General features: G+C 73.3%; 25 protein-coding genes, 1 tRNA gene and 1 riboswitch. Of the genes, 11 read left to right on the top strand and 15 right to left on the bottom strand.

Going from position 1 to position 26,557, the window contains the following annotated elements:
- Positions 1–22 precede the first annotated feature (22 nt).
- Positions 23–559 (top strand): PadR family transcriptional regulator, encoded by a 537-nt coding sequence (locus ACIQZN_RS01490; protein ID WP_403986690.1) that lies wholly within the window; start codon positions 23–25, stop codon positions 557–559.
- Positions 560–601: 42 nt separating this feature from the next.
- On the opposite strand, the gene ACIQZN_RS01485 is transcribed toward ACIQZN_RS01490, so the two are convergent.
- Entirely contained in the window at positions 602–1,537 is a 936-nt protein-coding gene (locus ACIQZN_RS01485; RefSeq protein ID WP_403986687.1) for a hypothetical protein, read from the bottom strand.
- Entirely contained in the window at positions 1,534–2,349 is an 816-nt protein-coding gene (locus tag ACIQZN_RS01480) for a phosphatase PAP2 family protein (RefSeq protein WP_403986684.1), read from the bottom strand. The genes ACIQZN_RS01485 and ACIQZN_RS01480 overlap by 4 nt, the downstream gene beginning before the upstream one ends.
- 148 nt (positions 2,350–2,497) lie before the next feature.
- On the opposite strand from ACIQZN_RS01480, the gene ACIQZN_RS01475 reads away from it, so the two are divergent.
- The 6 genes from ACIQZN_RS01475 to ACIQZN_RS01450 all read left to right on the top strand — a co-directional run bounded on the left by ACIQZN_RS01475 (position 2,498) and on the right by ACIQZN_RS01450 (position 7,895).
- Positions 2,498–3,127 carry a TetR/AcrR family transcriptional regulator gene (locus tag ACIQZN_RS01475; RefSeq protein ID WP_403986681.1) on the top strand — a complete coding sequence of 210 codons (630 nt, stop codon included), beginning with the start codon at positions 2,498–2,500 and terminating at the stop codon, positions 3,125–3,127.
- 230 nt (positions 3,128–3,357) lie between these two features.
- Positions 3,358–4,365, top strand: coding sequence for an SPFH domain-containing protein (locus ACIQZN_RS01470; RefSeq protein ID WP_403986678.1), 1,008 nt, complete (start codon positions 3,358–3,360; stop codon positions 4,363–4,365).
- The gene (locus ACIQZN_RS01465) at positions 4,362–5,261 is read left to right on the top strand and encodes a hypothetical protein (RefSeq protein ID WP_403986675.1); all 900 of its coding nucleotides are present in this window, start codon (positions 4,362–4,364) and stop codon (positions 5,259–5,261) included. The genes ACIQZN_RS01470 and ACIQZN_RS01465 overlap by 4 nt, the downstream gene beginning before the upstream one ends.
- A 72-nt stretch (positions 5,262–5,333) precedes the next feature.
- Positions 5,334–5,840: an NUDIX hydrolase gene (locus ACIQZN_RS01460; RefSeq protein WP_403986672.1), complete on the top strand. Its 507-nt coding sequence runs from the start codon at positions 5,334–5,336 to the stop codon at positions 5,838–5,840.
- A gap of 50 nt (positions 5,841–5,890) precedes the next feature.
- Positions 5,891–6,385 carry an FBP domain-containing protein gene (locus tag ACIQZN_RS01455; protein ID WP_073966262.1) on the top strand — a complete coding sequence of 165 codons (495 nt, stop codon included), beginning with the start codon at positions 5,891–5,893 and terminating at the stop codon, positions 6,383–6,385.
- A 43-nt stretch (positions 6,386–6,428) separates the two neighbouring features.
- Positions 6,429–6,522: riboswitch (TPP riboswitch) on the top strand.
- Entirely contained in the window at positions 6,513–7,895 is a 1,383-nt protein-coding gene (locus ACIQZN_RS01450; protein ID WP_403986669.1) for a purine-cytosine permease family protein, read from the top strand. Its footprint overlaps the riboswitch before it by 10 nt.
- A gap of 108 nt (positions 7,896–8,003) precedes the next feature.
- On the opposite strand, the gene ACIQZN_RS01445 is transcribed toward ACIQZN_RS01450, so the two are convergent.
- The 5 genes from ACIQZN_RS01445 to ACIQZN_RS01425 form a co-directional block, all read right to left on the bottom strand.
- Positions 8,004–8,918: a helix-turn-helix domain-containing protein gene (locus ACIQZN_RS01445; RefSeq protein WP_403986667.1), complete on the bottom strand. Its 915-nt coding sequence runs from the start codon at positions 8,916–8,918 to the stop codon at positions 8,004–8,006.
- 226 nt (positions 8,919–9,144) lie between these two features.
- Positions 9,145–10,380 carry a lipase family protein gene (locus tag ACIQZN_RS01440; protein WP_403986664.1) on the bottom strand — a complete coding sequence of 412 codons (1,236 nt, stop codon included), beginning with the start codon at positions 10,378–10,380 and terminating at the stop codon, positions 9,145–9,147.
- A 252-nt stretch (positions 10,381–10,632) separates the two neighbouring features.
- Positions 10,633–10,761 (bottom strand): LPFR motif small protein, encoded by a 129-nt coding sequence (locus ACIQZN_RS01435; protein WP_275408390.1) that lies wholly within the window; start codon positions 10,759–10,761, stop codon positions 10,633–10,635.
- A gap of 169 nt (positions 10,762–10,930) precedes the next feature.
- A tRNA-Pro gene (locus ACIQZN_RS01430) sits at positions 10,931–11,004 on the bottom strand.
- A 50-nt stretch (positions 11,005–11,054) separates the two neighbouring features.
- On the bottom strand, positions 11,055–13,688 hold the full coding sequence (locus ACIQZN_RS01425; RefSeq protein ID WP_403986660.1) for an ATP-binding protein: 2,634 nt from the start codon (positions 13,686–13,688) through the stop codon (positions 11,055–11,057).
- A 110-nt stretch (positions 13,689–13,798) separates the two neighbouring features.
- Between ACIQZN_RS01425 and ACIQZN_RS01420 the strand changes: the two genes are divergently transcribed.
- Together ACIQZN_RS01420 and ACIQZN_RS01415 are read left to right on the top strand one after the other, a co-directional pair.
- Positions 13,799–14,293 carry a DUF309 domain-containing protein gene (locus ACIQZN_RS01420; protein ID WP_403986657.1) on the top strand — a complete coding sequence of 165 codons (495 nt, stop codon included), beginning with the start codon at positions 13,799–13,801 and terminating at the stop codon, positions 14,291–14,293.
- 79 nt (positions 14,294–14,372) lie between these two features.
- Positions 14,373–14,756, top strand: a complete 384-nt coding sequence (locus tag ACIQZN_RS01415) for a hypothetical protein (protein WP_403986654.1) — start codon at positions 14,373–14,375, stop codon at positions 14,754–14,756.
- 12 nt (positions 14,757–14,768) lie between these two features.
- On the opposite strand, the gene ACIQZN_RS01410 is transcribed toward ACIQZN_RS01415, so the two are convergent.
- Genes ACIQZN_RS01410 through ACIQZN_RS01400 form a run of 3 tightly spaced genes read right to left on the bottom strand, consistent with a single transcriptional unit; the run spans position 14,769 to position 18,863 of the window.
- Entirely contained in the window at positions 14,769–15,980 is a 1,212-nt protein-coding gene (locus tag ACIQZN_RS01410; RefSeq protein ID WP_403986651.1) for an FAD-dependent oxidoreductase, read from the bottom strand.
- The gene (locus tag ACIQZN_RS01405; RefSeq protein WP_403986648.1) at positions 15,977–17,401 is read right to left on the bottom strand and encodes an NAD(P)/FAD-dependent oxidoreductase; all 1,425 of its coding nucleotides are present in this window, start codon (positions 17,399–17,401) and stop codon (positions 15,977–15,979) included. Before ACIQZN_RS01405 ends, ACIQZN_RS01410 begins: the two co-directional genes overlap by 4 nt.
- A 28-nt stretch (positions 17,402–17,429) precedes the next feature.
- Positions 17,430–18,863, bottom strand: coding sequence for an FGGY family carbohydrate kinase (locus tag ACIQZN_RS01400; protein ID WP_403986645.1), 1,434 nt, complete (start codon positions 18,861–18,863; stop codon positions 17,430–17,432).
- A 343-nt stretch (positions 18,864–19,206) separates the two neighbouring features.
- Here ACIQZN_RS01400 and ACIQZN_RS01395 point away from each other — a divergent pair, with 343 nt between their 5' ends.
- Together ACIQZN_RS01395 and ACIQZN_RS01390 are read left to right on the top strand one after the other, a co-directional pair.
- A complete protein-coding gene (locus ACIQZN_RS01395; protein WP_403986642.1) occupies positions 19,207–20,193 on the top strand; it encodes a hypothetical protein in 987 nt (328 codons plus the stop codon).
- A gap of 49 nt (positions 20,194–20,242) precedes the next feature.
- Positions 20,243–21,772 carry an amino acid permease gene (locus ACIQZN_RS01390; RefSeq protein ID WP_403986639.1) on the top strand — a complete coding sequence of 510 codons (1,530 nt, stop codon included), beginning with the start codon at positions 20,243–20,245 and terminating at the stop codon, positions 21,770–21,772.
- A gap of 70 nt (positions 21,773–21,842) precedes the next feature.
- Here ACIQZN_RS01390 and ACIQZN_RS01385 read toward each other — a convergent pair whose 3' ends face one another.
- From ACIQZN_RS01385 to ACIQZN_RS01365, 5 genes are all read right to left on the bottom strand, one after another.
- A complete protein-coding gene (locus tag ACIQZN_RS01385) occupies positions 21,843–22,610 on the bottom strand; it encodes a sulfite exporter TauE/SafE family protein (RefSeq protein ID WP_403986636.1) in 768 nt (255 codons plus the stop codon).
- 37 nt (positions 22,611–22,647) lie between these two features.
- Positions 22,648–23,295 (bottom strand): lactate utilization protein C, encoded by a 648-nt coding sequence (locus tag ACIQZN_RS01380; protein WP_403986633.1) that lies wholly within the window; start codon positions 23,293–23,295, stop codon positions 22,648–22,650.
- A complete protein-coding gene (locus ACIQZN_RS01375) occupies positions 23,292–24,830 on the bottom strand; it encodes a LutB/LldF family L-lactate oxidation iron-sulfur protein (RefSeq protein ID WP_403986630.1) in 1,539 nt (512 codons plus the stop codon). The genes ACIQZN_RS01380 and ACIQZN_RS01375 overlap by 4 nt, the downstream gene beginning before the upstream one ends.
- Positions 24,827–25,594 (bottom strand): (Fe-S)-binding protein, encoded by a 768-nt coding sequence (locus ACIQZN_RS01370; RefSeq protein ID WP_403986627.1) that lies wholly within the window; start codon positions 25,592–25,594, stop codon positions 24,827–24,829. Before ACIQZN_RS01370 ends, ACIQZN_RS01375 begins: the two co-directional genes overlap by 4 nt.
- A gap of 166 nt (positions 25,595–25,760) precedes the next feature.
- Positions 25,761–26,495 (bottom strand): FadR/GntR family transcriptional regulator, encoded by a 735-nt coding sequence (locus ACIQZN_RS01365; RefSeq protein ID WP_403986624.1) that lies wholly within the window; start codon positions 26,493–26,495, stop codon positions 25,761–25,763.
- Positions 26,496–26,557: the final 62 nt, after the last annotated feature.

Genomic DNA, 26,557 nt, shown 5'->3' with positions numbered 1-26,557 from the left:
GGCCGTACCTAGGATGCACCCCATGTCACTGCCGCACGCGATCCTCACGGCCCTGCTGGAGAAACCCTCGTCGGGCCTCGAACTGACCCGCAGGTTCGACCGGTCGATCGGCTACTTCTGGTCGGCGACGCACCAGCAGATCTACCGCGAGCTGGGCAAGCTGGAGCAGGCCGGGCAGATCAGGGCGCTGGAGCCCGCGCAGCCGGCCCGGGGGCAGAAGAAGGAGTACGAGGTGCTGCCGGCGGGCCGCGAGGCACTGTCCGCGTGGGTCGCCCGGCAGGAGGACCCCAAGCAGGTCCGCGATCCGCTGCTGCTGCGGATGCGGGCGGCAGCCGTCGTCGGGGCGCCCGGCCTGGACGCGGAGCTGCGCCGCCATCTGGAACTGCACCGGCGGCAGCTCGCGGAGTACCAGGAGATCGAGGTCCGGGACTTCCCGCCGGAGCGCGACACCCCCGGGGACCGGCTGCGGCATCTGGTGCTGCGGGGCGGCATCGACCTGGAGAACTTCTGGATCGGGTGGATCACCCGCGCGCTGGAGGACTACCCGGAGCCGGCGTAGTCGCTACGGACCGGGCCCCCGTGACCCGTACAGCGTACGGATTCAGTGACGCCCGGCGCCGACCCGGCGGCGCAGTTCGCGGCGCGCGACGCGGGGGCTGCTGATGACCACCCGCGACGGCGCGGGCGGCGCGGCACCGGCCACCGCCGGCGCCGTCTGCGCCTGGGCGCGGGTCAGCAGGATCACGCCCCGGACCGCCGCCACCGTGCCGATCAGCGCCGGGACGAGTCCGGCCGGTCCGCCCTGGAACCGCTCCCCCAGCAGGGCGAGGCCGATGGCCGCGGCGGCGACCGGGTTGGCGAGGGTGACGACGGCGAGCGGTGCCCCGAGCCCGCCCCGGTAGGCGGTCTGGGAGAGCAGCAGCCCGCTCATCGCGAAGGCGGAGACCAGCACGGCGACGACCACCAGGCGCGCGCTGAACAGCGGTCCGGTGTGGTCGGTCACCGCGACGGTCAGGGTCTGGGTGAGCGCGGACGCGACGCCGGACGTGATGCCGGAGGCCGCCGCGTGCCGCAGTCCGGGGCGGGCGCCGGGGCGGCTGAGCCCGGCGACGAGCGCCATGGTCCCGGCGCCCACGGCCAGCGCCTCGGCCAGGGTCAGGGTCTCGTGCGGGGCGGCGCCGCCCGCCGTCAGGAGCAGGGCGCCGAGGCCGAGCAGGGTGAGGAGCGTGCCGCGCCACTCGGTGACCGTGACCCGGCGGCCCGCGGCGCGGGCGCCCAGCGGGACGGCCGCGACCAGGGTCAGCGCGCCGAGCGGCTGGACCAGGGTGAGCGGGCCGTACTTCAGGGCGGCCACGTGCAGCAGCGCGCCGCCCGCGTTGAGGCCGACCGCGCACCACCAGGCGCCGCGCCCGAGGAGCCGGAGCGTGCTGGTGCCGGGCGCGGTGCGGCCGGCCAGCCGGGCCTGGGCGACCGCCGCGGCGGCGTAGGCGGCGGCGGAGACGAGGGAGAGGGCGACGGCGGCCAGAGTGGCGTTCACCGGTGCGCCCCGGAGGCGGCGTACACGGCGGCGTGCTCCCGCTGCCGTACGACGGACGGCCACGGCTGGGGCGGGCGCACCGGTCCGGCGGGCGGGAGGCGGAGCGCGGCGAGCGAGACGGAGAGCAGCGCGGCCACCACGATCGAGTCGAGCCAGTAGTGATTGGCGGTTCCGACGATGACGAACAGGGTGATCGCCGGGTGCAGCAGCCACAGCCAGCGCCACCGGGAACGGGTGGCGACGACCAGGCCGACGCCGACCATGACGGCCCAGCCGAAGTGCAGCGAGGGCATCGCGGCGAACTGGTTGGCCAGGGAGTCCGTGGCCGGCTGCGCCCCGTACACCGAGGGCCCGTACACCCGGCCGGTGTCCACGAGGTGGGCGGCGGCGAGCAGGCGCGGCGGGGCCAGCGGGAAGAGCAGGTGCAGGGCGAGCGCGGCGCCGGTGAGCGCGGCGAGGACGCGGCGCGCCCAGACGTAATGGCGGGGGCTGCGCCAGTAGAGCCAGACCAGGAAGAGCAGTGTGGCCGGGAAGTGCACGGTCGCGTAGTAGGTGTTCGCCAGGTGGATCAGCGTCTCGTCGTGCAGCAGCAGGCCCTGAATGGCGCCCTCGCCGGGCAGACGCGCGGCGCGCTCGACGTCCCAGACGTGGCCCGCGTTGCGGAACGCCTCGTCCACATGGCCGTTCGCGGCCTGGCGGCCGAGCTTGTAGATCAGGAAGAGCCCGACGACGAGAAGAAGCTCGCGGACCAGGGGCGGGCGGGCGAAGCTGTCCGGCTTCCGATCGGCGGGCGTGGTGCCGGCGTACTTCACCCGGTGCCCCTTTGCTGATGCGCTTCGGCGGACGTCCGCCCTTATCGATACGCCAGTGTACCGATACGGCGGCGTATCGGTACACACGCGTATCGGTACACTGGCGTATCGATGGACCTCGTCGCAGAGTCGCAGAGAGGGAAGGCACATGTCGCCGCAGCAGACCGAGCAGGAGCAGCCCCCCGCGCAGCGCCGCTCGAAGATCACGCCGGAGCGGGCCCAGGAGCTCTACACCGCCGTGCTCGACATGCTGAGGGAGAACGGCTACGAGTCGCTGACCATGGAGGGGGTCGCCGCCCGGTCCCGCTGCGGCAAGTCGACGCTCTACCGCCAGTGGGGCTCGAAGCCCGAGCTGGTGGTGGCCGCCCTGCACGGCACCCGGCGCGGCGCCCTGCGGAAGATCGACACCGGTTCGCTGGCGGGCGACCTGCTGGAGGCGGCGCGGGCCATCGGTGAGGGCTCGGGGCGCGACACACCCCTGATGCTGGCGCTGAGCCATGCGGCGCTGCAGAGCCCGGAGCTGCTGTGCGCCCTGCGCGAATCGCTGATCCTGCCGGAGATGGCCGCGGTCGACGCGCTCGTACGGCGCGGAGTGGAGCGCGGCGAGGTGGCGCCGGACAACCGGGCGGCGGAGTTCGTCTCCGCGCAGCTGCTCGGCGTGATGCGGGCCCGCCCGATGCTGGCCGGCACCCACGCGGACGAGACCTACCTCGTCCGCTTCGTGGAGGGCGCGGTCCTTCCCGCACTCGGCCTGGACGCCCCGGCGTCCGGGTCCTGACAGACGTGGGCCGTCGTCCGAGCGGATGACGGCGGCCCGCCCGCGCCGCACCGTGGGGACGGGGGCGGCGCGCACCCGGCCGGCCGGTGACTTCTCCGAAGTCACCGGCCGTTCGCGTACCCGGCGGCCTCCTTGATCCGTACCCGGCAACCTCCTTTATTCGTCCTCTTGACGATAAGGCGGGATTCCGCTTATCGTCGTCATGACGAAAACAACATCTGGGGGTCCCCATGGCCGACATCACCCGCCGCTTCGGCTGGCGCCATCTCCGCTCGGCGCCCACCGCGCACATCCGCCACCACAAGCGCGGCGAGCTGGCCCACGACGGGGCAGGACTGAGCTTCTGGTACCGGTCGCTGAGCGCCGCGCTCTCCGAGGTGCCGGTCAACGACCGCGAGCTGGCCATGGCGTTCCACGCGCGCACCTCCGACTTCCAGGACGTCACGGTCCAGGCCACCGTCACTTACCGGATCAGCGACCCGGCCGAGGCGGCCGCCCGCATCGACTTCTCCGTCGACCCGGACACCGGCGCCTGGCGCGGCGCCCCCCTCGAACAGATCGCCACCCTGCTCACCGAGACCGCCCAGCAGCACACCCTGGACGTGCTGGCCCGCACCCCGCTGGCCGGCGCCCTGGTCGACGGGGTCGCCGCCGTCCGCGAGCGGGTGGCGGCCGGTCTCGCCGCCGAGCCGAGGCTCCCCGCCACCGGCATCGACGTGGTGGCCGTGCGCGTCGTCGCCATCCGCCCCGAGGCCGAGGTGGAGCGCGCCCTGCGCACCCCCGCCCGCGAGCAGATCCAGCAGGAGGCCGACCGGGCCACGTACGAACGGCGCGCGGTGGCCGTCGAGCGCGAGAGGACCATCGCGGAGAACGAGCTCGCCAGCCAGATCGAGCTGGCCCGGCGCGAGGAACAGCTCGTCGAGCAGCGCGGCACCAACGCCCGCCGGGAGGCCGAGGAGTCCGCCGCCGCCGACGGGGTGCGCGCCGAGGCGGAGGCCGCCCGCACGGTGCGGCTCGCGGGGGCCGAGGCGGAAGCGGCCCGGCAGGTCGGCGCGGCGCGCGCCGAGGCCCAGGCGGCGTGGCTGCGGGCGCACGGCGAGGTGGAGGCGGCGACGCTGCACGCGCTGGCGGCCACCCGGCTCGCCGAGAATCTGCCGCACATCGACAGCCTCACCCTGTCGCCGGACGTGCTCACGGGCCTGCTCAGCAGGCTGGGCCGGCCGGAGGCCGGGGCGTGAGCCTGGCCCCGCGGGCGGTCCTCGTCCACCGCACCACGGAGTACGAGGAGCTGCTCGCCCGCCACGGCACGCACGGCCAGGCCGCGTTCGTCCTGGGCGCGCGGGGCCGGTCCATCGAGGAGGTGGCCCGCCGGCACGAGCGGACCCGGCAGGCCCTGGCGGATGTGGCGGCGGCCGTTCCGCTCACCTGGCGGCACTGCCGGGTGGAGCGGGCCGACCTGGACCGGTTCCTGTTCGCGCCCGAGGACGTGGTGGTGGTCGTCGGGCAGGACGGCCTGGTCGCCAACGCCGCGAAGTACCTCTCCGGCCAGCCGGTCGTCGGCATCGACACCGATCCGGGCCGCAACCCCGGCGTCCTGGTGCGCCACCGCCCGGCCGACGCGGCGGCGCTGATGCGGGCGGCCGTGGCGCCGGGCGGGCGGGCCGACGCGCTGACGATGGTGGAGGCGGTGGCGGATGACACACAGCGGCTGCTCGCCCTGAACGAGGTCTACCTCGGCCCGCCCGGCCACCAGACGGCCCGCTACCGGCTCGGACCCGACACCGCGGACTCCCCCGCCGAGCCGCAGGCGTCCTCCGGCGTCCTGGTCGGCACCGGCACCGGGGCGACCGGCTGGCTGCGCTCGCTCTGGCAGGAGCGCCACAGCGCCCTGCCGCTGCCCGGGCCCGCCGATCCCCGACTGCTCTGGTTCGTCCGGGAGGCGTGGCCCTCGCCGTCGACCGGCACGTCGTTCGTCTCGGGCGAGCTGGGGCCCGGTCAGGGGCTGCGGCTGACCGTGGAGTCGGACCGAGTGGTGGTGTTCGGCGACGGGATGGAGGCGGACGCGCTGGAGCTGACGTGGGGGCAGAGCGTACGGCTCGGGGTCTCGGAGACCTCGCTGCGGCTGGCGGTATGACGGCGGTGGGCGGACGCGGCATCCCCGTAGGCTCCTCAACGCCCACCGTCCCGCCCCCTTCAGAGGAGCACCATGGCCGCCGAGAACCCCCTCGCCCCGTCCCGTAACACCCGGCCGCCCCAGGCCCAGGCCGCGCTGGGGGTCGGGGTGATCGTGCAGGACGCGCAGGGCCGGATCCTGCTCGGCCGGCACCACAGCGGCACCTGGGAGCTGCCCGGCGGCAAGGTCGACCCGGTGCCGGAGTCCGTCGCGGCGGCGGCCGTACGGGAACTGCGCGAGGAGACCGGGCTGACGGTCCCCGAGGACGAGGTCACCGTCTTCGCGATGCTGCACGACGCCCTCGGCGGGATCAACCGCGTGACGATGGCCGCCCTGGTGCGCGTGGACACCGGCACGGCGCGGGTGACCGAGCCGCACCTCATCAGCACCTGGGAGTGGACCACGCTCGACGCGCTCCCCTCGCCGCTCTTCGACCCGTCCGCGCAGATCCTCGCGACCTGGCGCCCGGACCTCGGCATCCCGCATCCGCCCGTGCACCGGCTCATCCTCGCACCCAATGAGCCCCAGGTGGTCCCCTAACTGAATTAATCGTTTGCCTAGGGGCCATAGGCAGAGTTAGCTTCGTGGGTATGAAGGCCCTGACCGAGCAGGACATCCGCTCATCGTTCGTGAATTGCTCCAAGGGGGAAGCCAAGCGTCTGCCGCTCCCCCGTGATTTCGAGGAGCTGCCGTGGGACGACCTCGACTTCCTCGGCTGGCGCGACCTGTCCGCGCCGGGACGCAGCTACATCGTCACCGAGCACGAGGGCGAGCCCGCCGGGATCTCGCTGCGCTTCCCGTCGCAGCAGCGCGGCTTCCTGCACCGGAGCATGTGCTCGCTCTGCCTGACCACGCACCCGGGCAGCGGGGTCTCCCTGATGACCGCCCGCAAGACCGGTCCGGCCGGGCGCGACGGCAATTCGGTCGGCCTGTACATGTGCACCGATCTGGCCTGCTCGCTGTATGTGCGCGGCAAGAAGAAGGTGGACTCCGGGGCCCGGTTCAAGGAGAGCCTGACCACGGAGGAGCAGATCGCGCGCACCGTCGACAACCTCCACGCGTTCGTGGCGAAGCTCTTCAGCTGACCCCTGCGAAGACATCGGACGGGCCGGCGCTATCCTGGCCGCCACACCGGACACGGGGTGCCCCGCACGGGGCTGAGATCACACCCGTCGAACCTGAACCAGTTAGCACTGGCGGAGGGATGTCTTCATGTCGTTGCCGTATGCCCAGGACGAGCGCGCCGCCTTCGGCGGGCGCATGCCCACCGCCCCCGGCGATCTGCGCATCGAGGCGAACGGGATAGCCCCGGTCCCCGCGGACCGCCGTTACGGCGGGGCGGGCCGGCTGTTCACCGTCTGGTTCGCGCCCAATCTGACCATGACCGGCGTCTTCACCGGCACCGTCGGCATCGCGCTCGGCCTGGACTTCGCGACCGCGCTCGCCGCCGTCGTGCTCGGCACCCTCGTCGGCGCCGCGCCCACCGCGTATCTGGGCACCTGGGGCAGTCGCACCGGATCGGGGCAACTTCCGCTCGCCCGGCTGGCGTTCGGGCCGGGCGTGGTGCTGCCGGGCGCCTTGCAATGGCTGTCGTCCATCGCCTGGGACGCCCTGATCGGCCTCTTCGGCGGGGACGCGCTGGCGCAGCTGTGCGGCTGGCCGTTCTGGCTGGGGGTCCTGGTCATGATGGCCGCGCAGGGTGCGCTCGGGGTGCTGGGTTACGAGGTGATCCACCGGCTCCAGACCGTGATGACGTTCGCCCTGGCCGCCGCCTTCGCGGTGCTCGCCACGAAGCTCCTGAACGGGGTGGACCCGGTGACCACCTCGGCCGTGCACGGCGCGGACCGGGCCGGGGCGTTCGTCCTGACCTGCACCATCGCCCTGAGCCTGGCGCTGTCCTGGGCGCCGTACGCGAGCGACTTCAGCCGCTATCTTCCGAGCGGGACGTCCCGGACGCGCATGTTCTGGTGCACGCTGGGCGGGATCAGCGCCTCCTTCGTGGCGGTCCAGACGATCGGGCTGTGGGGTGCGTCGGTCTTCACGGACCAGACCGCGCGCGGCATCGACTCACTGCTCGGCGGGGGCGCGCTCGGGGCGTTCGGGCTGCTGGCGGTGGCGCTGGCCGCGCTGTGCAGCAACGCGATGAACGACTACAGCGGTTCGCTCGCGTTGCAGACCATGGGGGTACGCCTGCCGCGTCCGGTGGCCGCGGCGCTCGCCGCCGCCCTGGGGTTCCCGCTGGTGCTGTGGATGCACGCGGCGGACACGACGGCCCGCTTCCAGAACGTGCTGCTGCTCGTCGGCTACTGGATCCCCGGCTTCGTGGCGATCGTGTCCGTGGACTGGCTGGTCCGCGCCCGGGCCCGGCGCGGCGCCCCCGTCGACCTCGCGGCCGAGCACGCCCGGTCGCGCCCGTGGTGGCCGGCGCTCGCCGCGTTCGCCGTGGCCTTCGCGGCGGCGGTCCCGTTCATGAGCACCGGCCTGTACGTGGGCCCGGTGGCCGAGGCGCTGCACGGGGCGGACCTGGCGTACGGGGTGGCGTTCCTCGTGGCGCTCGCGGTGTACGCGCCGCTGCGGATGCGCCGGGTCCGCTGACTCCCTCGCGGGGCTCCCGGAAACAAGCCGGGTTGCCCCCGTAGGTACCGAGGTCCCTTCAACGGGCCCGGGACCGGCGGCAGTCCGCCGGTCCCGGCGCCCCGTTCGTCAGGGCATCCTGGCCGTTCCGGTCGGCGCGCACTGCATCTGCTTCTCCGACGGGATCTCCCCGCACACGCTCATGGAGTCGAGCGGCGCCTCCTTGGAGACTCCGAGCATCTTGGTGTACGAGTCGTGCTCGAAGCGGATGAAGGCGTCCAGCTCCATCCCCCGGGCGTCCTTGATGATCACCTTGTCGCCGACGGCGCCGCCCTCGATCCGGCCCCAGACCGCCTGGCAGGCGGCGCTGTAACGGAGTTCGATCTGCATCCCGCGCAGATAGGTGCTCTTGGCGGTCTTGGCGTCCCACTGGCACTCCATGGCCTGGGGGTCGTTGCGCCAGCAGGTGGCCGACGTGCACTTGACCTTGATGTCGCCCGCGCCGGGCACGAGGTCCGCGCCCTGTCCGCTCGCCTTCTTGCTCTCGGTACGGGTCGTGGCGGCATCCGGGCCCTGGTCCGCTCCCGCGAGGTACGGGGAGAGCAGCCCGGTCGCCACCGAGCCCATCAGGGCGCCCGCCGCGATGTACCCGATCACCGCGCAGCGCCGCCGCCACGACACCCCGGGCCGCTCGCCCGGCGTCCGCGCCTCGGCGGCCGTGTCACCGGCGGCGGTGGGCGCGTCCGTGGCCCGGTCCCGCCCTGCCGCGACCGGCGCGCCGGCTCTGGCCAGCAGGTCGAGCAGCGGTTCCGGCGGGGTGCCCGCCACCGCCGCCAACTGCTCGACCGCCACGGGGGTCGGCAGCTGCTTGCCGTTGAGGAACCTCTCCCACGAGGATCGGCTGTAGTGCGTACGGTCGGCCAGCCCGCCGAAGCTGAGCTGAGCCCCCTCCTTGATCCTCCGCATCTCCGCGCCCAGTTGTGCGCGGGCCGCCGCCGTGGCATCCGGTGCCGGGTTCTTCCGATCCGACTTCGCGTTCGACATGCAAGACCCCCCTCGTCATGTGCGCCCGCGCGTCGTCTCCTCCCCCGGGTCCGACGCGGCGCGAGGGACACAATAGATCGGGTATGTGACAGCTCCGCGACAGCTCAAGTGCGTGGCGCGGCGCGGACGCGGGCCTGCCGGTCCCCCGGTCGGCGCCTCCTTCGGGGCACCCGTGAAGGTCTGCGCGGGTTGCCAGGAAAGGGTGCGCGCGATGCCAAGTTCCCGCTCACCGTCGCGGCCGGGCGAAGAGGCGGTCGATCCAGCGGGTGACGTCCGGCAGGGACGCCGACAGGACTCCGCGGTGGTCGGACCCGGGGTAGGTGTACGAGGTGACGTGGACGCCGTTCGCCCGCAGTTGCTTGTCCAGGGCGGCGGTCCAGGCGGGCTGGATGACGGTGTCCTTGCCGCCCTGGGCGAGCAGCACGGGGACGCGCGGGGACAGCAGGCCCGGCTCGTTGTCGGCGAGCACCTTGTCGAGGGAGGAGAGGTCGGCGTCCTTGCGGAAGATCTCGTCGCTCTTCAACGAGCCCCAGGAGCCCGGGTCGCGGAGCTGCGCGCTGCACAGCCGGTCCGCGTCACCGGCCACCGCCAAGGCCTTCGGCGTGAAGATGTCCTTGTCCGGCACGGGGCGAACGGTCTGCGCGCCGCGGACGATCAGCGGGAAGAAGTCGCTCACCCCGGCGAGCGGCTGCTCGCGCAGCGCCGGCACGGCCTTGCTGAGCTGCGAACCGGGCGCCAGCGCGGCCGCCCCGATGAGCCGCAGTTCCGGCGTCCAGCGGTTGGCGAGGTCGGCGGCGAAGACCGCGGCGTGCCCGCCCTGTGAATGGCCGTACGCCACCCACTCGTTGCTCAGGTGGCGGGAGAGCTGGTGCGCGGCACGGGTCAGGTCGGCGGCGGCCCGGGCCTCCGCCTCGCCGACGAGGTAGCTGTGCGTGCCGTCGGTGCCCAGGCCCTGGTAGTCGGTCCGGGTCACCGCGTATCCGCGTGCCACCCAGGGGGCCACGGTGTCCTGCATCGCCTGGAGATAGTCGTGCGCCGGGCCGTTCGCGGTGTCCCGCGATGGGGCGCAGGCGTCCGCCACGCCCGTGGTGCCGTGCAGCCAGGAGAGCACCGGCCGGCCGCCCGCCGGGGGCCGCCCGTGCGGGATCGCGACCGTGCCGGAGACGGCCACCGCCCTGCCCTGCGGGGTCACCGAGCGGTACAGCACACGCCAGTTGTCGGCGCCCGCGAAGGCCGCGACCCCGGTCAGGCGCTGCGCCCGGATGAGCGTGCCGTGCCGTCCGTGCTCCACCAGCCCGCGGGACGCGTGGTAAAAGCCTTCGCCGCGCGGCCCTTCGGGAACGCCGCCTCCGTGGCCCGCCGCCGCGGACGGTGTCGCGGCAAGCAGGGCCGCGAGGACACCGGACGCGCAGCAGGCCGCGATCGACCTGGCGGTCCCTGAGTACATGCGTCGCTCAGCCATGTGGGTTTCCGGCCTCTCTCCTGGGAAACGCTGTCGCCGGTCCCGCACGGCGCACCTGCTCGGCGCACCGGCCCGGGCGAAGCTCTGAATGATGATTCATTACTTCGTCCGCCCCTCGCAAGCCCCTGCGGCAGACCATTGCCGCGCGTGATCGGCCGAGAACGGTGACAGCGGCCCCCGGACATGCCGAAGGGCGGTTCCGGATCTCTCCGGAACCGCCCTTCGGGTGCCCCTGGCGACGTCGGCGTGCGCTCAGTGGTGACCGTGGGCGGTGCTCGACGCACCGCTGAAGAGGCGCGCGACGGCCCGGAAGGGAAGCGTGACCACCGTCGCTATGGCGCCGCCGATGGAACGGAACACATCTGCAATCGCCTTGAGCATGGCTACTCCTCTTGTTCGGTCGCACTCCTTCGCCGGAGTGCCTCGGTCCTCTGTCTGCGACCGCGTACCCGGGCTCTCGGCGCGAAAACGCCGGGTCCGGGGCCGAACAACGATCAAGGGCCGGTCTCGGAAGATTCCGAAACCGGCCCTGATCTGCGACTGCATCCAGTCGGGACGACAGGATTTGAACCTGCGACCCCTTGACCCCCAGTCAAGTGCGCTACCAAGCTGCGCCACGTCCCGCTGCCGCTTGCCCGGTCTCGCCGGGTGGCGGCTGCAGGGAAAACATTACCTCACTCGGTGGACCGGATCGACGCGCGTGCCTGCTGGGCGCGGGCGGCCAGTCCTTCCGCGCCGCAGGCCGTGGCCAGTTTGTGGGCGCGGGCCAGTTCGCGGGGCGAGCGGGCGGCGACGCCGTAGTCGTAGAGCGCCTGGGCGAACTCGTAGCCGGAGGGGGATGCCTCCAGATGGCGGACCGCCTCGCCGAGGAGGTGGACGGACTCCTCCGGGCGCGCGAAGAGGGCCACGCAGCGCAGGGCCTCGCCGATGGCGGTCTCGGTGCCGAAGCGCTCCGCGTGGACCCGGGCCGTGTTGGCGAGCTGGGCGGCGCGGCCGGGGTCCTCGTCGGCGAGTGCGCGGGCCAGGTCGCCGGCCCAGGGGCCCCAGATGCCGTTGAACCTGCCGCGCGGTTCCAGGGAGCGCCCGGCCGCCTCCAGCTCGGTGACCGCTTCCTTCGTACGGCCTTCGGCCAGCAGCAGGCGGCCGCGGACGCACGGCGCGTCCGGCAGCACCATGGCGCTCGGGTAGGGCAGGCCGAAGTCGTAGTGGTCGGCGACCTTGCGGGCCTCGGGGACCCGGCCCCGGGCGAGCAGGGTGTCGATGAGCAGGCAGGCCGCGTCCCAGTGGACGGGGAGCCCGCTGCCGACGCGGTCCGCGAGGCGCAGTCCCTCGCGCAGGAAGCCCTCCGCCTCGGCGAGGCGGCCCCGGCGGCGGTGGACCAGGCCGAGCAGGGTGTGCGCGAAGGCCAGGTGGGCGCCACTCCAGCCGGAGATCTCGAAGGCCCGGACCGCCTCGCCGAACAGTTCCTCGGCGCGGTCGAGCCGGTCCGTGAAGGCGTAGGTGATCCCGGCCATGGCGGGGAGCTCGAAGCCCCACTCGGAATCGGTCCAGCCGAGTCCGCGTGCGGGGTGGCCGTCCACGAGGGCGCGCTCGCAGAAGTCGACGATGATCTCGGCGTTCTCGCCGCGCAGCATGGCGTCGAAGGCGCGGAGGGTGAGCAGGGCGCGTTCGGCGTTGTCCCGGCCGGTGAGGTGGTCGGCGTTGGCGGCGAGCCGGCGCGAGCGGCCGGGGCCGTCCTCCTCGGTGGACTGCATGCCCTCCCAGAGGAAGTGGGCGGCCTGGAGCCGCATCAGGCCGGGTCCGGGCGCCGTGCGTTCGGCCTCGGCCGCGAGGGCCAGGGCCGCCTCCTTGAGCTGGTTGTTGTGGGAGAGCGCGGCGGCCAGCCGGAACGTGGCGTCCACCCGCAGCTCGTCCACGAGGCCCGGCATGTCCAGGGCGGCGCGCAGGTGCTGCACGGTGGTGGCCGGGGAGCTGAGCAGCGTCGCGCAGCCCAGCTCGTACAGCAGGGTGGCGCGTACGTCGTGGCGCGGCGGCTCTTCGAGCGCGCGCTCCAGGCAGCGCCGGGCGGCCTCGGGGGCACCGACGGCGAGGTGCTGTCTGGCGGCGGCCCGCAGCTGTGCGACGAGCTCCTGGTCGTCGTCCGGGTGGACTTCGAGCAGGTGGCGGGAGGCCGCGGCGGGGCCGAGCCCGGCGTTGGTGATGGCCCAGGCGGCCCTGCCGTGCATCGCGGTGCGGGTGGCGGGCGGGATGGAGCGGTAGACGGCTGATGCGATCAGCGGGTGCACGAACTCCAGCGGGTCGAAGCCGGTGACGATACGGGCCTCGCGCAGCCGGGCCGTGCAGTCCGCGGCCTCGGCGGAGCTCATGCCGGCCAGGGACGCGGCGACGTCCTGGGAGATGTCGGTGCCGAGGACGGCGGCCGCCCAGGCGAACCGGTTGGCGTTGGTGCCGAGCCGTTCGAGGCGGGCGACGAGGCCGCTGCCCCGGGCGGAGGCGCCGAGTTCGCGCAGGAGCCCGGCGGACTCCTCCAGCGGGGCCAGCTCCTTGTCCTGCACCTTGGCTACGAGCTCGACCGCTTCGTAGGGATTGCCGCCGGTGACGGCCCAGACCTCGCGGCAGAACGGGTCGTCGGCGTGCTCGCCGAGGGTGGCGCGGACCAGTTCGGCGGTGGCGTCCGGGGTGAGGGCGCGCAGGGCGACGCGGATCTGCGCGGGGTGGCCGTCGGCCGCGTTGCGCGCGGCCTCGCGGGCGGCCAGCTCCTCGGGGCGGTGGGCCTGGACGACCAGCACACGCAGGTCGCCGAGGCGGGCGGTGAACGAGGCGAGCCAGGCGAGGGATTCGCCGTCCGCCCAGTGCGCGTCGTCGATGATCAGGAGCAGCGGGCGGTGGCTGAGCCGGGAGGCGAGCCGCCGCACGACGTAGTCGAGGCCGTCGCGCACACCCTGCGGATCGGGCTGCGGGCCGGAGGGCTCGGCGAGCCCCAGGGCCGGGGCGGCGCTGTCGAACCAGGGGCCGAACAGGGCCCGCATGTCGTCGGGCGGGAACTGGCCCAGGGCCGGCTGGAGCAGCTGCCGTACGACGTGGAACGGCACCGAGGTGACCGTCTCACCGCCGCGTGCCGACCAGATGGTGCACCGGTCCGCCGCCATGGCCCGGATCTCGTCCAGGAGCGCGGTCTTGCCGATGCCTGCCTCGCCGCTGTAGATCAGCAGCCCGCCGGTGGCCTGTGCCCCGCAGAGCGAGTCGATGGCTTGTGCGGCAGTGGCGAGTTCCGGTTCGCGCTCATAAAGCGGCCGGGACGGCTTCATGCCTACCCTCCCCCAAAGTGGTGACCATGGTGGTCGAGCCTAGTCGCGCGCGGGGTCCCACGGACAGTGGTTCGGACAGTTCGCCGCAGGTGCGAGGCACAATCGGGGGCGTGAACGAGACACGCAGGGACCGGGATCCGGAGGGACGGGCGCACAACGCGCGCCCCCGTGACGGGCTGGGACGCCCGCTTCCGTACGGGACACCGGGGGTGGAACGCCAGCCGGAGGGTGTCGAACGCACCGCCGGTGAGACGGTCCGGGAGGCGCAGCGGCTGCTGGACGCGGGCATGCCGTTCCATGCGCACGAGGTCTTCGAGGACGCCTGGAAGGCGGGCCCGGAGGCGGAACGGGAGCTGTGGCGCGGGCTCGCCCAGCTGGCCGTGGGCCTGACCCATGCCGCCCGGGGCAACGCGACCGGCGGGGCGCGGCTGCTGCGGCGCGGCGCGGCGGCGCTGGAGGCGTACGGGGCGGGTGAGGCGCACGGAATGGGGCTCGGGGAGCTGACCGGCTGGGCGCGGGAGCTGGCGGTGCGGGTGGAGCGTGCGGGCGCGGGGCCGGTGGACGCGGCGGCGGAGGCGCCGAGGCTGCGGGCGGAGAAACCGTGAGGCACAACTCGGCCTGGTTTCGACGGTGTTGGTTGACAAGGGCGAACAGACCCGGGTGCAGCCATTACGATCCCGCGTCATGAGCACTTCTGACCAGGACCGAGCCGTGGACGCCCCGATAGCCGAGGACACCGCAGAGGACACCGCCGAGGACGTCGCGGACGACTTCCCGGAGGACCTCTCGGAGGGCGAGGAGACCGGCGAGCGCCGGTTGACCCCGCGCCAGGCCAGACGGCTGCGCATCGTGCTCTCCTCGGTCGGCATGGTGGCGATGGCGGTGGTGCTCGGGCTGCGGCTCGCGAGCCGCGCCTCCGTCCTGGTGGTCGGGGTGTACGGGCTGGCGCTGATCCTCTGCGGGATCGTGATCGAGCTGAGCCGGAACGGGCGTACACGGCTCGGGAGTTGGCTGCTGGCGGTCGGGCTGGTGGCCGCGATCGGCGCGGACTGGCTGCTCATTCCCTGAGCGGTACGAGGGTCACGCGACCCGGATGTGCACCGTGCCGCCCCGCGGGTCGACGCGTCCCAGCCAGTCGGCGGTGACGGTGAAGGAGCGGCCCGGCGCGACGGACCGCGTCAGACGTCTACGGCGCAGCAGCGCCCCGTCCTGGCTGACGACGAGCAGCGGTAGGGCCAGCCCGCGGCCGGTCCGCAGCAGGAGCCGGCGCCCGCCGGGCCCGGTGAGGTTGGGGGCGATCCACTCCAGCGGCGCGGCGACGGCGAGGGGCGGCCCGCTCGCCGTCCAGGTGCCGGCGGTGAGGTGGGCGAGCACGGGCCCCGTGACGGCCCGGCCCTCGCGGGCGGCGGTGGCCGCGCTCTCCCCGCCGTGCAGGAGGTTCCCGACGGCGAAGACCCCCGGCCGACGGGTGCGGTACGCGGGGTCGTGCGCGGGCCCCCTGGTGCCGGGGTCCAGCGGGATGCCGCCGCGCCGGGCGAGTTCGTGGTCGGGGATCCAGTCGGCCGTGAAGACCACGGTGTCGCAGGCCAGGGTGGCGGTGCGTCCGTCCGCGTGGCGCACGCGGACGCCGGTGAGGCGGGGCCGGCCGGTCAGGGCGGTGACGCTGGTGCGGGTGAGCAGGGGTGCGCCGCCGGCCTGGCGTACGGGCGCGAAGGGGCGGGGCGGGTGCTCGGTGACGCGGGCGACGAGGTGGACCCCGGCGGTGCGCAGGGTGTCGGCCGCGGCGAGGCTGACCGGTTCGTCGCCGATGACGACGGCGCGGGTGCCGATGGGCTGGTGGTGGAGGTGGACGGCCTGCTGGAGTTCGCCGGTGGTGTAGACGCCGACGGGGCGGGTGCCGGGGACGAGCCGGGCGGCGCGGGGGCGTTCGCGGGCGCCGGTGGCGAGGACGACGGCGCGGGCGGTGACGCGTTCCAGGCCGCCGGGGCCGGTGGCGTCGAGGGTGCGGGGGCCGGCCCAGCCGGTGACCGTGATGCCGGTACGGAGCGTGGCGCCGGCCGCGCGTGCCTCGGCCGCGCAGCGCAGGGCGTACGCGGGACCGGTGAGATCGCCGCTCGTGCGCGTACCGAATCCGCCGTGGGCGCAGTGCCTGGGGATGCCGCCCGGCGCCTGGTCGCGCTCCAGGACCTCCACGCGCCGCACCCCGGTGGCGGCGAGACCGGCCGCCGCCGCGAGGCCGGCCGGTCCGGCGCCGACGACCAGTACGTCGACGTGGCGTTCGCGGCGGGTCATGGGCGGGCCCTCTCGATCCGGGCGCGGAGCGCGGCCCCGCAGTGGAAGCCCTGGCAGCGTCCGTTGCCGGCCCGGGTCCTGCGGGCGAGCCCCGCGGCCGAGCGCGGCGGGAGCACCGAGGCGAGGGCGTCGCGGATCTCGCCCTCCGTGACGCGCTCGCAGTGGCAGACGACCGTGCCGTACGCGGGGTCGCGCGCGATCAGGCCGGCGTCGAGGTAGGGGCGGACGGCCCCTTCGCCGAGACCGGGCATGGCGGGCGGGGCGGGTTCGGCGGGCTCCCCCGGGTCGAGTCCGGCACCGGGGAGCAGCGAGACGACGTACTCGGCGATGGCCATGGAGGCGGTGAGTCCGGTGGAGCGGATGCCGCCGACGGTGATGAGGGCCCGGTCCGGGTGTGCGGTGATGCGGTAGTCCTCCTGGCCGGTGGCGGCCCGCAGTCCCGCGTAGACGGCGGTGACCTCCTCGTCGAGGAGCCGGGGCAGGATGCGGCGCCCCTTCTCGCGCAGCAGGGCGAGGCCTTCGGCGGTGGACTCGGTGGCGTCCTTGTCGTCCAGGTCCTCGGCGGTGGGGCCGAGCAGGACGTTGCCGAAGACGGTCGGTGCCACCAGGACGCCCTTGCCGGCGGAGGTGGGGACGGGCAGCAGGATGTGGTGGACCAGGTCGCGGGCGAGCTTGTCGAAGACGATGAGCTGGCCCCGGCGCGGGCGCACGGTGAAGGTGTCGAGGCCGAACAGCCGGTCGATCGTGTCGGCGTGCAGCCCGGCGGCGTTGATCAGCAGACGGGTGCGCAGGGTGCCCCGGCCGGTGGCGAGGGTGTGCAGGCCCCCGGCGTACTCGATGTCCTGGACGGGGCAGTCCAGGTGGAGGTGGACCCCGGCCCGGACGGCCTCGGTGGCGTAGGCGAGCGGGGTGGTCCAGGGGCAGATGACGGATTCGTCGGGGATCTCCAGGGCGCCGAGCGCGCCGGGCCCGAGGTGCGGTTCGCGCGCGGCGGTCTCCTCGGCGTCCAGCAGCCGGGCCGCCCGGTATCCGTTGCGTTCGGCCTTGGCCGACAGGGCGGGCAGCGCTTCGAGTTGTTCCCGGTCCCAGGCGACGAGGAGGGCGCCGACGCGTGCGACGGGGATGCCCGTGCGCGCGGCGTACGCGGAGAGCAGGCGCTGCCCCTCGCGGACGAGGCGGGCTTCCAGGGTGCCGGGGGCGGCGTCGAACCCTGTGTGCAGGATCGCGGTGTTGGCCTTGGAGGTGTCGTTGGCGATGTCGTCCGTGGCCTCGACGAGGGCGGTGCGCAGGGGGTGGTGGGCCAGTGCGCGGGCGATGGCGGTGCCGACGACTCCGGCGCCGATGACCGTGACGTCGTACGGCGGGCCGCCGGGCAGCGGGTCTCCGGCGCGGGTGACGGTGGGCGGTGTCGCGGCTACCACGTCGGGCCCCTCCGGCGGGCCCTCGTGCTCACGACCGCTCCAGCAGCCCGCGCACGGCGGCCCGGAACGTGTCGAGCCGTTCGGCCGCCTCGTCCGGGCCGATGCGTGGTTCGTAGACCGCGGCCGGTTTCCAGTCGGGGACGGCCCGGGAGAGGGGGAGCGTGGGGTCGGCGCCCATCCGGGCCACCGCGCCGACGCCGAGCGCGGTGACGTCGGGGAGCGCGGACACCTCGACCGGGTGTTGCAGCAGGTCGGCCTGGGTCTGCATGAGGAGGGCGGAGCGGGTGAGGCCGCCGTCGACGCGCAGGACGGACAGCGGTGTGCCCCGGTCGGCGGTGACCGCGGCGGCCAGCTCGACCACCTGGGCGGCGATCCCCTCGCACAGGGCGCGCACGAGGTGCCCGGCCGAGGTGTCCAGGCCGAGCCCGGTGACCGAGCCGCGCAGATCGCTCCGCCACCAGGGGGCGGCGAGTCCGGCGAGCGCGGGGACGAAGGTGACGCCGCCGGAGTCGGGCACGGTGGCGCCGACCGGGTCGAGGTCGGCGGCGCCCGCGATCACCCCGAGGTCGGTGAGCCAGCGGACCGCGGAGGCCGCCGTATAGACCTGGCCGTCCAGGCAGTAGCTGGTGCGCCCGCCGAGCCGCCACGCCACGCAGCCGACCAGCCCGCCGGTGCTGCGGCGCGGGGCGGCGCCGGTCCCGGCGAGGAGGAACGCGCCGGTCCCGTAGGTGCACTTGGCGACGGACGGGTCCGAGGCGCTCTGGGCGAGCAGGGCCGCCTGCTGGTCGACCAGGAGCCCGGTGAGCGGGAGTTCGCCGCCGAACGCCCCCGTCGTACCGAAGGTTCCGGCGGCGTCGGTCACGGCGGGCAGCCGCTCGTCGCCGAGGCCGTAGGCGTCCAGCGCTTCCGGTGACCAGGCGACGCGGTCCAGGTCGAGGAGCTGGGTGCGTCCAGCGGTCGCGGCGTCCGTGACGAAGGCGCCGGTGAGCTGATGGACGAGCCAGGCGTCGCTGGTGGTGACGACGCCCTCGCGGGTCAGTTCGCGGCGGATCCAGGCCATCTTCGGGGCGGCGAAGTAGGGGTCGAGAGGAAGTCCGGTGAGCTGTCTCAGCTCTTCGCCGCGCGGGGCGAGTTCCGCGCAGATACCGGCGGCGCGGCGGTCCTGCCAGACGATCGCCTCGGTGAGCGGACGCCCGGTGTCCGGGTCCCAGGCGAGGACCGTCTCGCCCTGGTTGGCGAGCCCGACGGCATCGACGGTGGAGCCCGATTCGGCCAGGGCCTGCCGGCCGGCCGCGACGACCGATGCGAGTAATGCGGCCGGGTCCGTCTCGACGGCCCCGCCGGGACCGTACCGGGGCCGCACGGGGGCGGAACCGGAACCGGTCACGCCGCGCTCGGGACAGATCACCAGCGCTTTCGTTCCCGATGTGCCCTGGTCGATTGCCAGCACCGGGCCTGTCATCGGTTCTCCAGCGGTACGCGGGCCGGGGCCCGAACGGAATCGTGATCTTCGGTCGCGGCCACCCACAGTGGTGCAGCCCAGCGGTTACGTCAAGCACGCGCCGGCCGTATGTCCGGAACCTTTCGAGGGCGGCGAGAAGGAGCCAACACGAGTAACCGGCAAGCGACTTGGGTGGAATCAATGATTCGTTCGAGAGTTCCGCGCAAAGGGCTCTACACTCACCGCCGAGCAGCAACCGGCAGCCCAAAAGCGGTTCACTCTTCAACTGTTTCTACGCCTCAATAATCCCGCCGCAATACTCCCTGAGGATCGATGAATTCAGCACCCCGTCCCGAGCGCGTCCATGGCCAACGGTGAATTCCGGCCGGTTTACCATCCGGCCGGCCACGACAATGAACTCCGCGTGGCGTTACAGGACTTACGCACCGGACGCTGGATCGCCATGCGCGACCTGCTGGCGCGCACCCCGGACTGGACCCTGTGGACCCAGCGCACCCAGGTGCTCGGCGCGGTCGCGGCGGGGACGGACGCGATACGGACCTGGCTGACCGAGGAGCCGGAGAGCACAGCGGCGGCCGTGATGCGCGCCCGGGTCGCCGTGGAGCGGGCGGTCCGGGCCAACCGCTCGGGCCACCCCAGCGGCCGGGAACTCTGGCAGGAGGCGTGGGAGGCGTGCCGTTCGGCGGCGCACGCCGCACCGGCCGACCCGGTGCCCTGGGTGTGCCTGCTGGCGCTGTCCCAGCTGGACGACGGCCAGCGCCTCGCCGAGCACCGGCTCCCGCCGCCCGGGCCCATGCTGTTCCCCGGCCCGTGGGGACTGCTGGCCGAGGCCGACCGGCGCGACCCGCACAACCGCGAGGCGTACCACCGGATGCTCCAGTTCGTGTACGCGCGCAGGGCCGGCGGCGCGCTCGTCGAGGCGGTGAACTTCGTTCAGTGGGCGTCGTCCACGGCGCCCGAGGGCTCGGCCCTCCATGTGCTCCCGCTGTATGTCCGGGTCGAGCGCTACCGCCGGGAGCACGACCACGACAAGGCCCTCGACCTGCACTGGGTCACCGAGGACGCCGAGCGCGAGGCCCTGCGCGCGCTGGAGGTCTGGTACCGCCGCTCCCCCGCCGCCGGCCGCACCCTGCCCGACCTCAACCATCTGGCGCACGCCCTGTGGGGGGCGCTGCGGTTCGCCGACGCGGCCGTGGTGTTCCGCGAGCTGGGCCCGTACTTCACGACGCTGCCCTGGGCCTGCCGCTCCCGTACGCCCGACGACCCCGGCGGTGCCGAGGAGGTCTTCGTGCGTGCCCGCGCCCGCGCGCTGGCGGCGGACCCCGGCTGAGGACCCGCCCCCTTTTCCGAGTTGCCCATCCACCCCCAGGAGGTCCCCCATGTCCGTGTCCACCTCGCCCCGCAAGGGCGCCGGGCCCAGTGCGCCGAAGGACGAGGAGCAACGGCTCCGCGAGCTCGGCTACCAACCGGTCCTGGCCCGCCGCATGGGCGGGTTCGGCAACTTCGCCATCAGCTTCTCCGTCATCTCGATCCTCTCCGGGTGCATGACCCTGTACGGCTTCGGCATGTCGACGGGCGGCCCGGCCGTGATGCTGTGGGGCTGGGCCGGGGTCGGCCTGTTCGTGCTGTGCGTCGGGATGGCGCTCGCCGAGGTGACGAGCGCGTATCCCACGTCGGGGGCGCTGTACTACATGGCGGACCGGCTGGGCGGCCGCAAGTGGGGCTGGTACACCGGCTGGCTGAATCTGCTCGGGCTGCTCGGCGCCATCGCGGGCATCGACTACGGCGCCGCGCTGTTCACGGGCGCGCTGATGAAGATCCAGTGGGGCTTCACGCCCACGCCGGGCAAGACGATGATCATCTTCGTCTGCATCCTGCTGCTGCACGCCGTCATCAACCTGTTCGGGGTGCGGCTGGTGAGCATCCTCAACTCGGTGAGCGTGTGGTGGCATCTGGTGGGTGTGGCGGTGATCGTCTCCGTACTGGCGATCGTGCCCGCGCACCACCAGTCGCCCTCGTTCGTGTTCACCGAGTTCGTCAACGACACCGGCTGGCACAACCCGTTGTACGTGGCGGCGATCGGGCTGCTGCTCGCGCAGTACACGTTCTGCGGCTACGACGCCTCCGCGCACCTGTCGGAGGAGACCTCGAACGCCTCGGTCTCCGCGGCGCGCGGCATCGTCCGGGCGATCTGGGTGTCGTGGGTGGCCGGTTTCGTACTGCTCGCCGGGCTCACCTTCGCCATCCAGGACTACGTGGGTACGCAGAACAGCGCCACCGGTGTGCCGCCCGCGCAGATCCTGATCGACGCGCTGGGTACCTCGGGCGCGACGGCGATGCTGGTGATCGTGATCGCGGCGCAGCTGTTCTGCGGGAACGCCGAGGTCGCCGCCGCCAGCCGGATGGTGTTCGCGTTCAGCCGTGACAACGCGCTGCCGGGCTCCTCGCTGTGGCGGAAGGTGAGCGCGCGGACGCAGACGCCGGTGCCGGCGGTGTGGCTGTCGGTCGTCGTCGCCGGGGTGCTGGCCCTGCCGTCGCTGTACTCGGCGACCGCGTACGGCGCGGTGACCGCGATCAACGTCATCGGCATCACGCCCGCGTACGCGATCCCGATCTTCCTGAAGCTGCGCGCCGGGGGCCGCTTCCAGCGCGGGCCGTGGCACCTGGGCCGCTGGTCGAAGCCGGTCGGCTGGATCGCAGTGGTGTGGGTGGCGATCGTGACGGTGCTGTTCCTGCTGCCGCAGTCGTCCCCGGTGACGATCGGCTCGATGAACTACGCGTCGGTCGCCCTGGTCGTCGTGCTGGTCCTGGCCACGGTGTGGTGGTTCGTCGCGCGGAGCTCGTACGGTACGCCGTCGGCGTACGGGAACGCGCGCGAGCAGGCGGAGATCGAGGAGGGCATCATCTGACCGGCCCCGCCGGGATACGGAAGACGGCCCCCGCGGACGCGTGTCCGCGGGGGCCGTCGGCGTAACGCCGTCAGGTGAGGAGGAGTTGGAGGCCGCCGACGACGGTGGCGGCCAGGACGACGCGCTCGAAGAGCCGCTGGTCGATGCGGTCCACGCACTTACGGCCGATCCAGGCGCCCGGCAGGACGAACACCAGCAGGCAGGCGTCCAGCAGCAGGGAGCGGCCGTCGATCAGCCCGAGGCCCACGCTGAACGGCACCTTCGTGGTGTTGACGATCAGGAAGAACCACGCGGAGGTGCCCAGGAAGCCCAGTTTCCGGAATCCGGCCGAGAGCAGATAGAGCGACATCACCGGGCCGCCCGCGTTGGCGACCATGGTGGTGAAACCGCCGAGCACCCCGTACGAACGTGCCTTGAGCCGTTCACCGGCGGTCGGCGGCCCGTCGTCCGCGCCGGGCTCCGCGACGGCCTCGGCCGTGCGGCGGCGCCAGACGGTGACACCGGCCATGAAGACCAGGATCGCGCCGATCGAGGTCCGCACGGTGGCGTCGTCGGCCCACATCATGAACAGCGTGCCCGCCACCACACCGGCCGCGACGGCCGGGAAGAGCCGCAGCAGGGTCGGCCAGTGCGCGTGGCGCCGGTAGACGAGGACGGCGAGCACATCGCCGGCGATCAGGATCGGGAGCAGCACCCCGGTGGATTCGCGGGCGGGGAGCACCGCCGCGAAGACCGCGAGGCTGATCGTGTTGGCGCCGCTGACGGCCGTCTTGGAGAAGCCGACGAGTGCGGACGCCGCGGCCAGTGCCGCCAGTTGCCAGAGGGTAAGAGTGTCCATGCCAGGCAGAGAGCGTAATCCCGCCCGGCATGATCACCTAAACGTCTGTGCGAATCACGACCGCGAGGGTGCGTGGGCCGTGGACGCCCTCGACCCGCTCCAGCTCGATGTCGGAGGTGGCCGAGGGTCCGCTGATCAACGTGGTCGGGCGCTCCGGCACCAGCCGGGCCACCGCCTCCGGCACGCCCGCCTCCACGGTCGACAGGTCGACCACGCACACATGGAGGTCGGGGACGAGGGACAGCGCCCGTCGCCCCTGGTCGGGCGAGCCGTCCAGGAAGATGGTGCCGGTCTCGGCGCAGCTGACGGCGGACGCGGTGACGACCCCGTCGAGGGCGTCCAGGCGCGGGGCCGGGATGTCCGCGGAATCCTGCCGGACCTCGCCGTCGTAGGCGGCCAGCCACCCGGAGTCGAGCCCCGGGGGCACTCCGATGCGCGCGGCGCCCCGGTCCCGCAGCACCTCGGCGATCACCTCGGCGGTCCGGTCGGCGGTGCAGGGGTGGACCTGCGCCTTGTAGTCGACCAGCCGGTCGGTGAAGAGGGCGAGGCGTTCGTCGTCGGGGAGGGTGCGTCCGGTGCGGTAGGCGCGCGGGACGGGTGTCTCACGGGCGGGTGTCTCACGGGCGGGTGCGAGGGCGAGTGCGTCCCGTACGCGGCCGAGCACGGTGTCACGGGCGGTCGTCATGCGCCGTCCTCCTGTTGCTGGGTACGGGTGTGCTCGGCGGACGCCTCGCGCATCGCGGCCTCGCCCTCGGCCGAGGCCAGCCAGGCGCGGAAGGTCTGCTTCGGCGGGGCGGGGGTGTCGCGGCTGTCGCTCCAGCCGTTGAGCGGGGGCGGCAGCGCCGGGAGCTTGCCGTCCCGGGCCAGGGCACGGCCGAGGCGCGACGCCTTCTGGGCGGCGGTGTACACCTTGGGCCGGCTCATCACAGCTCCGGCCGCCTTCATGGCGAGCTTCTCGGCGGTGGTGCCGGTCTGCTCGGTGTGCTGGTGGCGCAGTTCGACCAGCAGCGAGGGGATGTCGATCTTGACGGGACAGGCGTCGAAGCAGGCCCCGCAGAGGCTGGAGGCGTACGGCAGCGAGCTGTTGGGGTCGTCCTTGGCTGCGTGCATCCCGGCGAGCTGCGGGGTGAGTACGGCCCCGATGGGCCCGGGGTAGGTCGAGCCGTAGGCGTGCCCGCCGGCCCGTTCGTACACCGGGCAGACGTTGAGGCAGGCCGAGCAGCGGATGCAGTTCAGCGCCTCGCGGCCGATGCGGTCCGCGAGGGCGGCGGTGCGGCCGTTGTCGAGGAGCACCAGGTGGAAGGTCTGCGGTCCGTCGCCGGGGGTGACGCCGGTCCACATCGAGGTGTACGGGTTCATCCGCTCGCCCGTGGAGGAGCGCGGCAGGAGCTGGAGGAAGACCTCCAGGTCCTGGTAGCGCGGGAGGACCTTCTCGATGCCCATGACGGTGATCAGTGTGTCGGGGAGGGTCAGGCACATGCGGCCGTTGCCCTCGGACTCGACGACGGAGAGGGTGCCGGTCTCGGCGATCCCGAAGTTGGCCCCGGAGACGGCCACCGTGGTGGTCATGAACTTCTCGCGCAGATAGGCGCGGGCGGCGGCCGCCAGGTGGGCGGGGACGTTGTCCAGGGCCGGGTCGACGCCGGGGATCTCCTTGAGGAAGATCTGCCGGATCTCGTCCCGGTTGCGGTGGATGGCGGGGACCAGGATGTGCGAGGGCTTGTCGTGGGCGAGTTGGACGATGAGTTCGGCGAGGTCGGTCTCGTGCGCGGTGATGCCGAGGGATTCGAGGTGTTCGTTGAGGCCGATCTCCTGGGTGGCCATCGACTTGACCTTGATGACCTCGTCGCTGCCCGTCTCCTGGACCAGCCGGGCGACGATCTCGTTGGCCTCGACGCCGTCGCGTGCCCAGTGGACGGTGCCGCCGCGTGCGGTGACGTTGCGTTCCAGCTCCTCCAGGAGTTCGGGGAGCCGGTTCATGGTGTCGGTCTTGATGGCCGACCCGGCGTCGCGCAGCTCCTCCCAGTCGGGCAGTTCGCCGGTGACGTTCAGGCGTTTGGCGCGGATGGTGTGGGTGGCGCGGCCGAGGTTGCGGCGCAGTTGCTCGTTGCGCAGCTCGTCGTGGGCGGCGTCGGGGAACTTCCGGTCGCCGCGCAGATGACCCGTGCCGTACGGGGAGCGGGGCGGGGTCGCGGGCATGCCGAGAAACGTCGCGCTCATCGGGCGGCCTCCGTCAGGACGTGCGGCGAGGTGCGGGTGGAGGAGAGGATCTGGGCGAGGTGCAGGGTCTTCGTTCCGGATTTGATACGGGAGAGCCCGCCGCCGATGTGCATCAGGCAGGAGGAGTCGCCGGCGGTGCACACGTCGGCTCCGGTGGCGGTGACATGGCGCATCTTGTCCTGGAGCATCGCGGTCGAGGTGTCGGCGTTCTTCACGGCGAAGGTGCCGCCGAACCCGCAGCAGGTGTCGGCCTCGCCCAGCTCGACCAGGTCGATCGCGTCGACGGCGCGCAGCAGCCGCAGCGGTTTGTCGCCGACCCTGAGCATGCGCAGCGAGTGGCAGGTGGGGTGGTACGTGACCCGGTGCGGGAAGTACGCGCCGACATCGGTCACGCCCAGCACGTCCACCAGGAGTTCGGACAGCTCGTACGTCTTCGCCTTGACCGTGGCGACACCCGCGCGCAGCGCCGCGTCCCCGTACCGCTCGGCGACGAGCTCGTGCTGGTGGCGGACCGATCCGGCGCAGGAGCCCGACGGCATGACGACGGCGTCGATGGAGGCGTCGCCGAACTGGGCGGCGAAGTTGCGGACCAGCGGGACGGGCTCGCGCTGGTAGCCGGTGTTGACGTGCATCTGGCCGCAGCAGGTCTGGCCCGGCGGGAACACCACCTCGTGGCCCAGGCGGGCCAGCAGCACCGCGGTGGATTTCACCGCCTCGGGGAAGAGCGTGTCTCCCAGACAGGTGGCGAAGAGTCCGATGCGCATGGGTCTCCCGATCATGGCTCTGGGTGGGCGGGCGCCGCGCGTCCGGCTTATGGTCCGACCATACTACGCTCGATCCTCAGGAGTACGAAGGCCCGCGCACAACGAAAGAGCCGCCGCGCGGACCCCCGGATTCGGGCGTCGGCGCGGCGGCTCTTCGGCGTACGGGTCAGGCGTCGGTGACCGGATCGTCCACGAGGGTCCCGTGCAGCCCCCTGATGTGGGTCTCGACCAGGTCCGCGGCCCGCCCCCCGTCGCCCGCGCGGACCAGCCGCAGCAGCTCGGCGTGGTCCGCGTTGAGCGCGGCGGCGGTGGCCGGCCAGTCGGGCTCCGCCTCCAGCGCGCGCAGGATCAGCGGCCGGACGGACTCGCGGACGGCGGAGGTGAGCGTCGAGGTCAGCGCGTTGCCGGAGCTCCGGGCGATCCGGACGTGGAACCGGGTGTCCAGGTCGTTGAACTCGGGCACCCCGATGTCCGGCGCGCCCATGCGCACGACCAGCTCCTCGGCCTCGACCAGATCAGCCTTCGCGGCGTGCAGCGCGGCCGCCTCAAAACCGGACCGCTCCAGCACGACCCGGGCCTCCAGCATGTCCCCGAGGCTGTAGCTGCCGAGGGCGAAGTGGAGCCGGAGCAGCCGGCCGAGCGCGTCGTCGGGATTGCGGACGATGCGGGCGCCCGCGTCGGGCCCCCGGCCCGGCTGGGCGACCAGCACGCCGATGGTCTCCAGCACCCGCAGCGCCTCGCGGAGCGCCGACCGGCTCACCCCGAGGACGGGAGCGAGTTCCCGTTCGGGCGGCAGGCGGTCACCGGCCTTCAGATCGCCGGCGAACACCCGCTGCTCGATGCTCTGGAGCACCAGCTCGTGTGTGCGCGACTGCCTTACGGGCTCCCAGTCGACGGGCATGGGCCATCCTCTGTTCCGGTCGGAACATCCCACTATGTCACACACGGTATGTGGTCGGACCA

Origin of the sequence: Streptomyces sp. NPDC097595, from assembly GCF_044761525.1 — a bacterium.
GTDB lineage: Bacteria > Actinomycetota > Actinomycetes > Streptomycetales > Streptomycetaceae > Streptomyces > Streptomyces drozdowiczii_A.
This window is presented reverse-complemented; position numbering and strand designations above follow the sequence as displayed.

Coding starts and splice junctions, on each gene's coding strand:
- ACIQZN_RS01460 (WP_403986672.1), top strand. CDS start 5,334: ATGGCCGCCGAGAACCCCCTCGCCCCGTCCCGTAACACCCGGCCGCCC.
- ACIQZN_RS01435 (WP_275408390.1), bottom strand. CDS start 10,761: ATGCTCAAGGCGATTGCAGATGTGTTCCGTTCCATCGGCGGCGCCATA.
- ACIQZN_RS01470 (WP_403986678.1), top strand. CDS start 3,358: ATGGCCGACATCACCCGCCGCTTCGGCTGGCGCCATCTCCGCTCGGCG.
- ACIQZN_RS01375 (WP_403986630.1), bottom strand. CDS start 24,830: ATGAGCGCGACGTTTCTCGGCATGCCCGCGACCCCGCCCCGCTCCCCG.
- ACIQZN_RS01365 (WP_403986624.1), bottom strand. CDS start 26,495: ATGCCCGTCGACTGGGAGCCCGTAAGGCAGTCGCGCACACACGAGCTG.
- ACIQZN_RS01425 (WP_403986660.1), bottom strand. CDS start 13,688: ATGAAGCCGTCCCGGCCGCTTTATGAGCGCGAACCGGAACTCGCCACT.
- ACIQZN_RS01475 (WP_403986681.1), top strand. CDS start 2,498: ATGTCGCCGCAGCAGACCGAGCAGGAGCAGCCCCCCGCGCAGCGCCGC.
- ACIQZN_RS01415 (WP_403986654.1), top strand. CDS start 14,373: ATGAGCACTTCTGACCAGGACCGAGCCGTGGACGCCCCGATAGCCGAG.
- ACIQZN_RS01400 (WP_403986645.1), bottom strand. CDS start 18,863: ATGACAGGCCCGGTGCTGGCAATCGACCAGGGCACATCGGGAACGAAA.
- ACIQZN_RS01410 (WP_403986651.1), bottom strand. CDS start 15,980: ATGACCCGCCGCGAACGCCACGTCGACGTACTGGTCGTCGGCGCCGGA.
- ACIQZN_RS01390 (WP_403986639.1), top strand. CDS start 20,243: ATGTCCGTGTCCACCTCGCCCCGCAAGGGCGCCGGGCCCAGTGCGCCG.
- ACIQZN_RS01385 (WP_403986636.1), bottom strand. CDS start 22,610: ATGGACACTCTTACCCTCTGGCAACTGGCGGCACTGGCCGCGGCGTCC.
- ACIQZN_RS01445 (WP_403986667.1), bottom strand. CDS start 8,918: ATGTCGAACGCGAAGTCGGATCGGAAGAACCCGGCACCGGATGCCACG.
- ACIQZN_RS01440 (WP_403986664.1), bottom strand. CDS start 10,380: ATGGCTGAGCGACGCATGTACTCAGGGACCGCCAGGTCGATCGCGGCC.
- ACIQZN_RS01370 (WP_403986627.1), bottom strand. CDS start 25,594: ATGCGCATCGGACTCTTCGCCACCTGTCTGGGAGACACGCTCTTCCCC.
- ACIQZN_RS01450 (WP_403986669.1), top strand. CDS start 6,513: ATGTCGTTGCCGTATGCCCAGGACGAGCGCGCCGCCTTCGGCGGGCGC.
- ACIQZN_RS01490 (WP_403986690.1), top strand. CDS start 23: ATGTCACTGCCGCACGCGATCCTCACGGCCCTGCTGGAGAAACCCTCG.
- ACIQZN_RS01395 (WP_403986642.1), top strand. CDS start 19,207: ATGGCCAACGGTGAATTCCGGCCGGTTTACCATCCGGCCGGCCACGAC.
- ACIQZN_RS01380 (WP_403986633.1), bottom strand. CDS start 23,295: ATGACGACCGCCCGTGACACCGTGCTCGGCCGCGTACGGGACGCACTC.
- ACIQZN_RS01455 (WP_073966262.1), top strand. CDS start 5,891: ATGAAGGCCCTGACCGAGCAGGACATCCGCTCATCGTTCGTGAATTGC.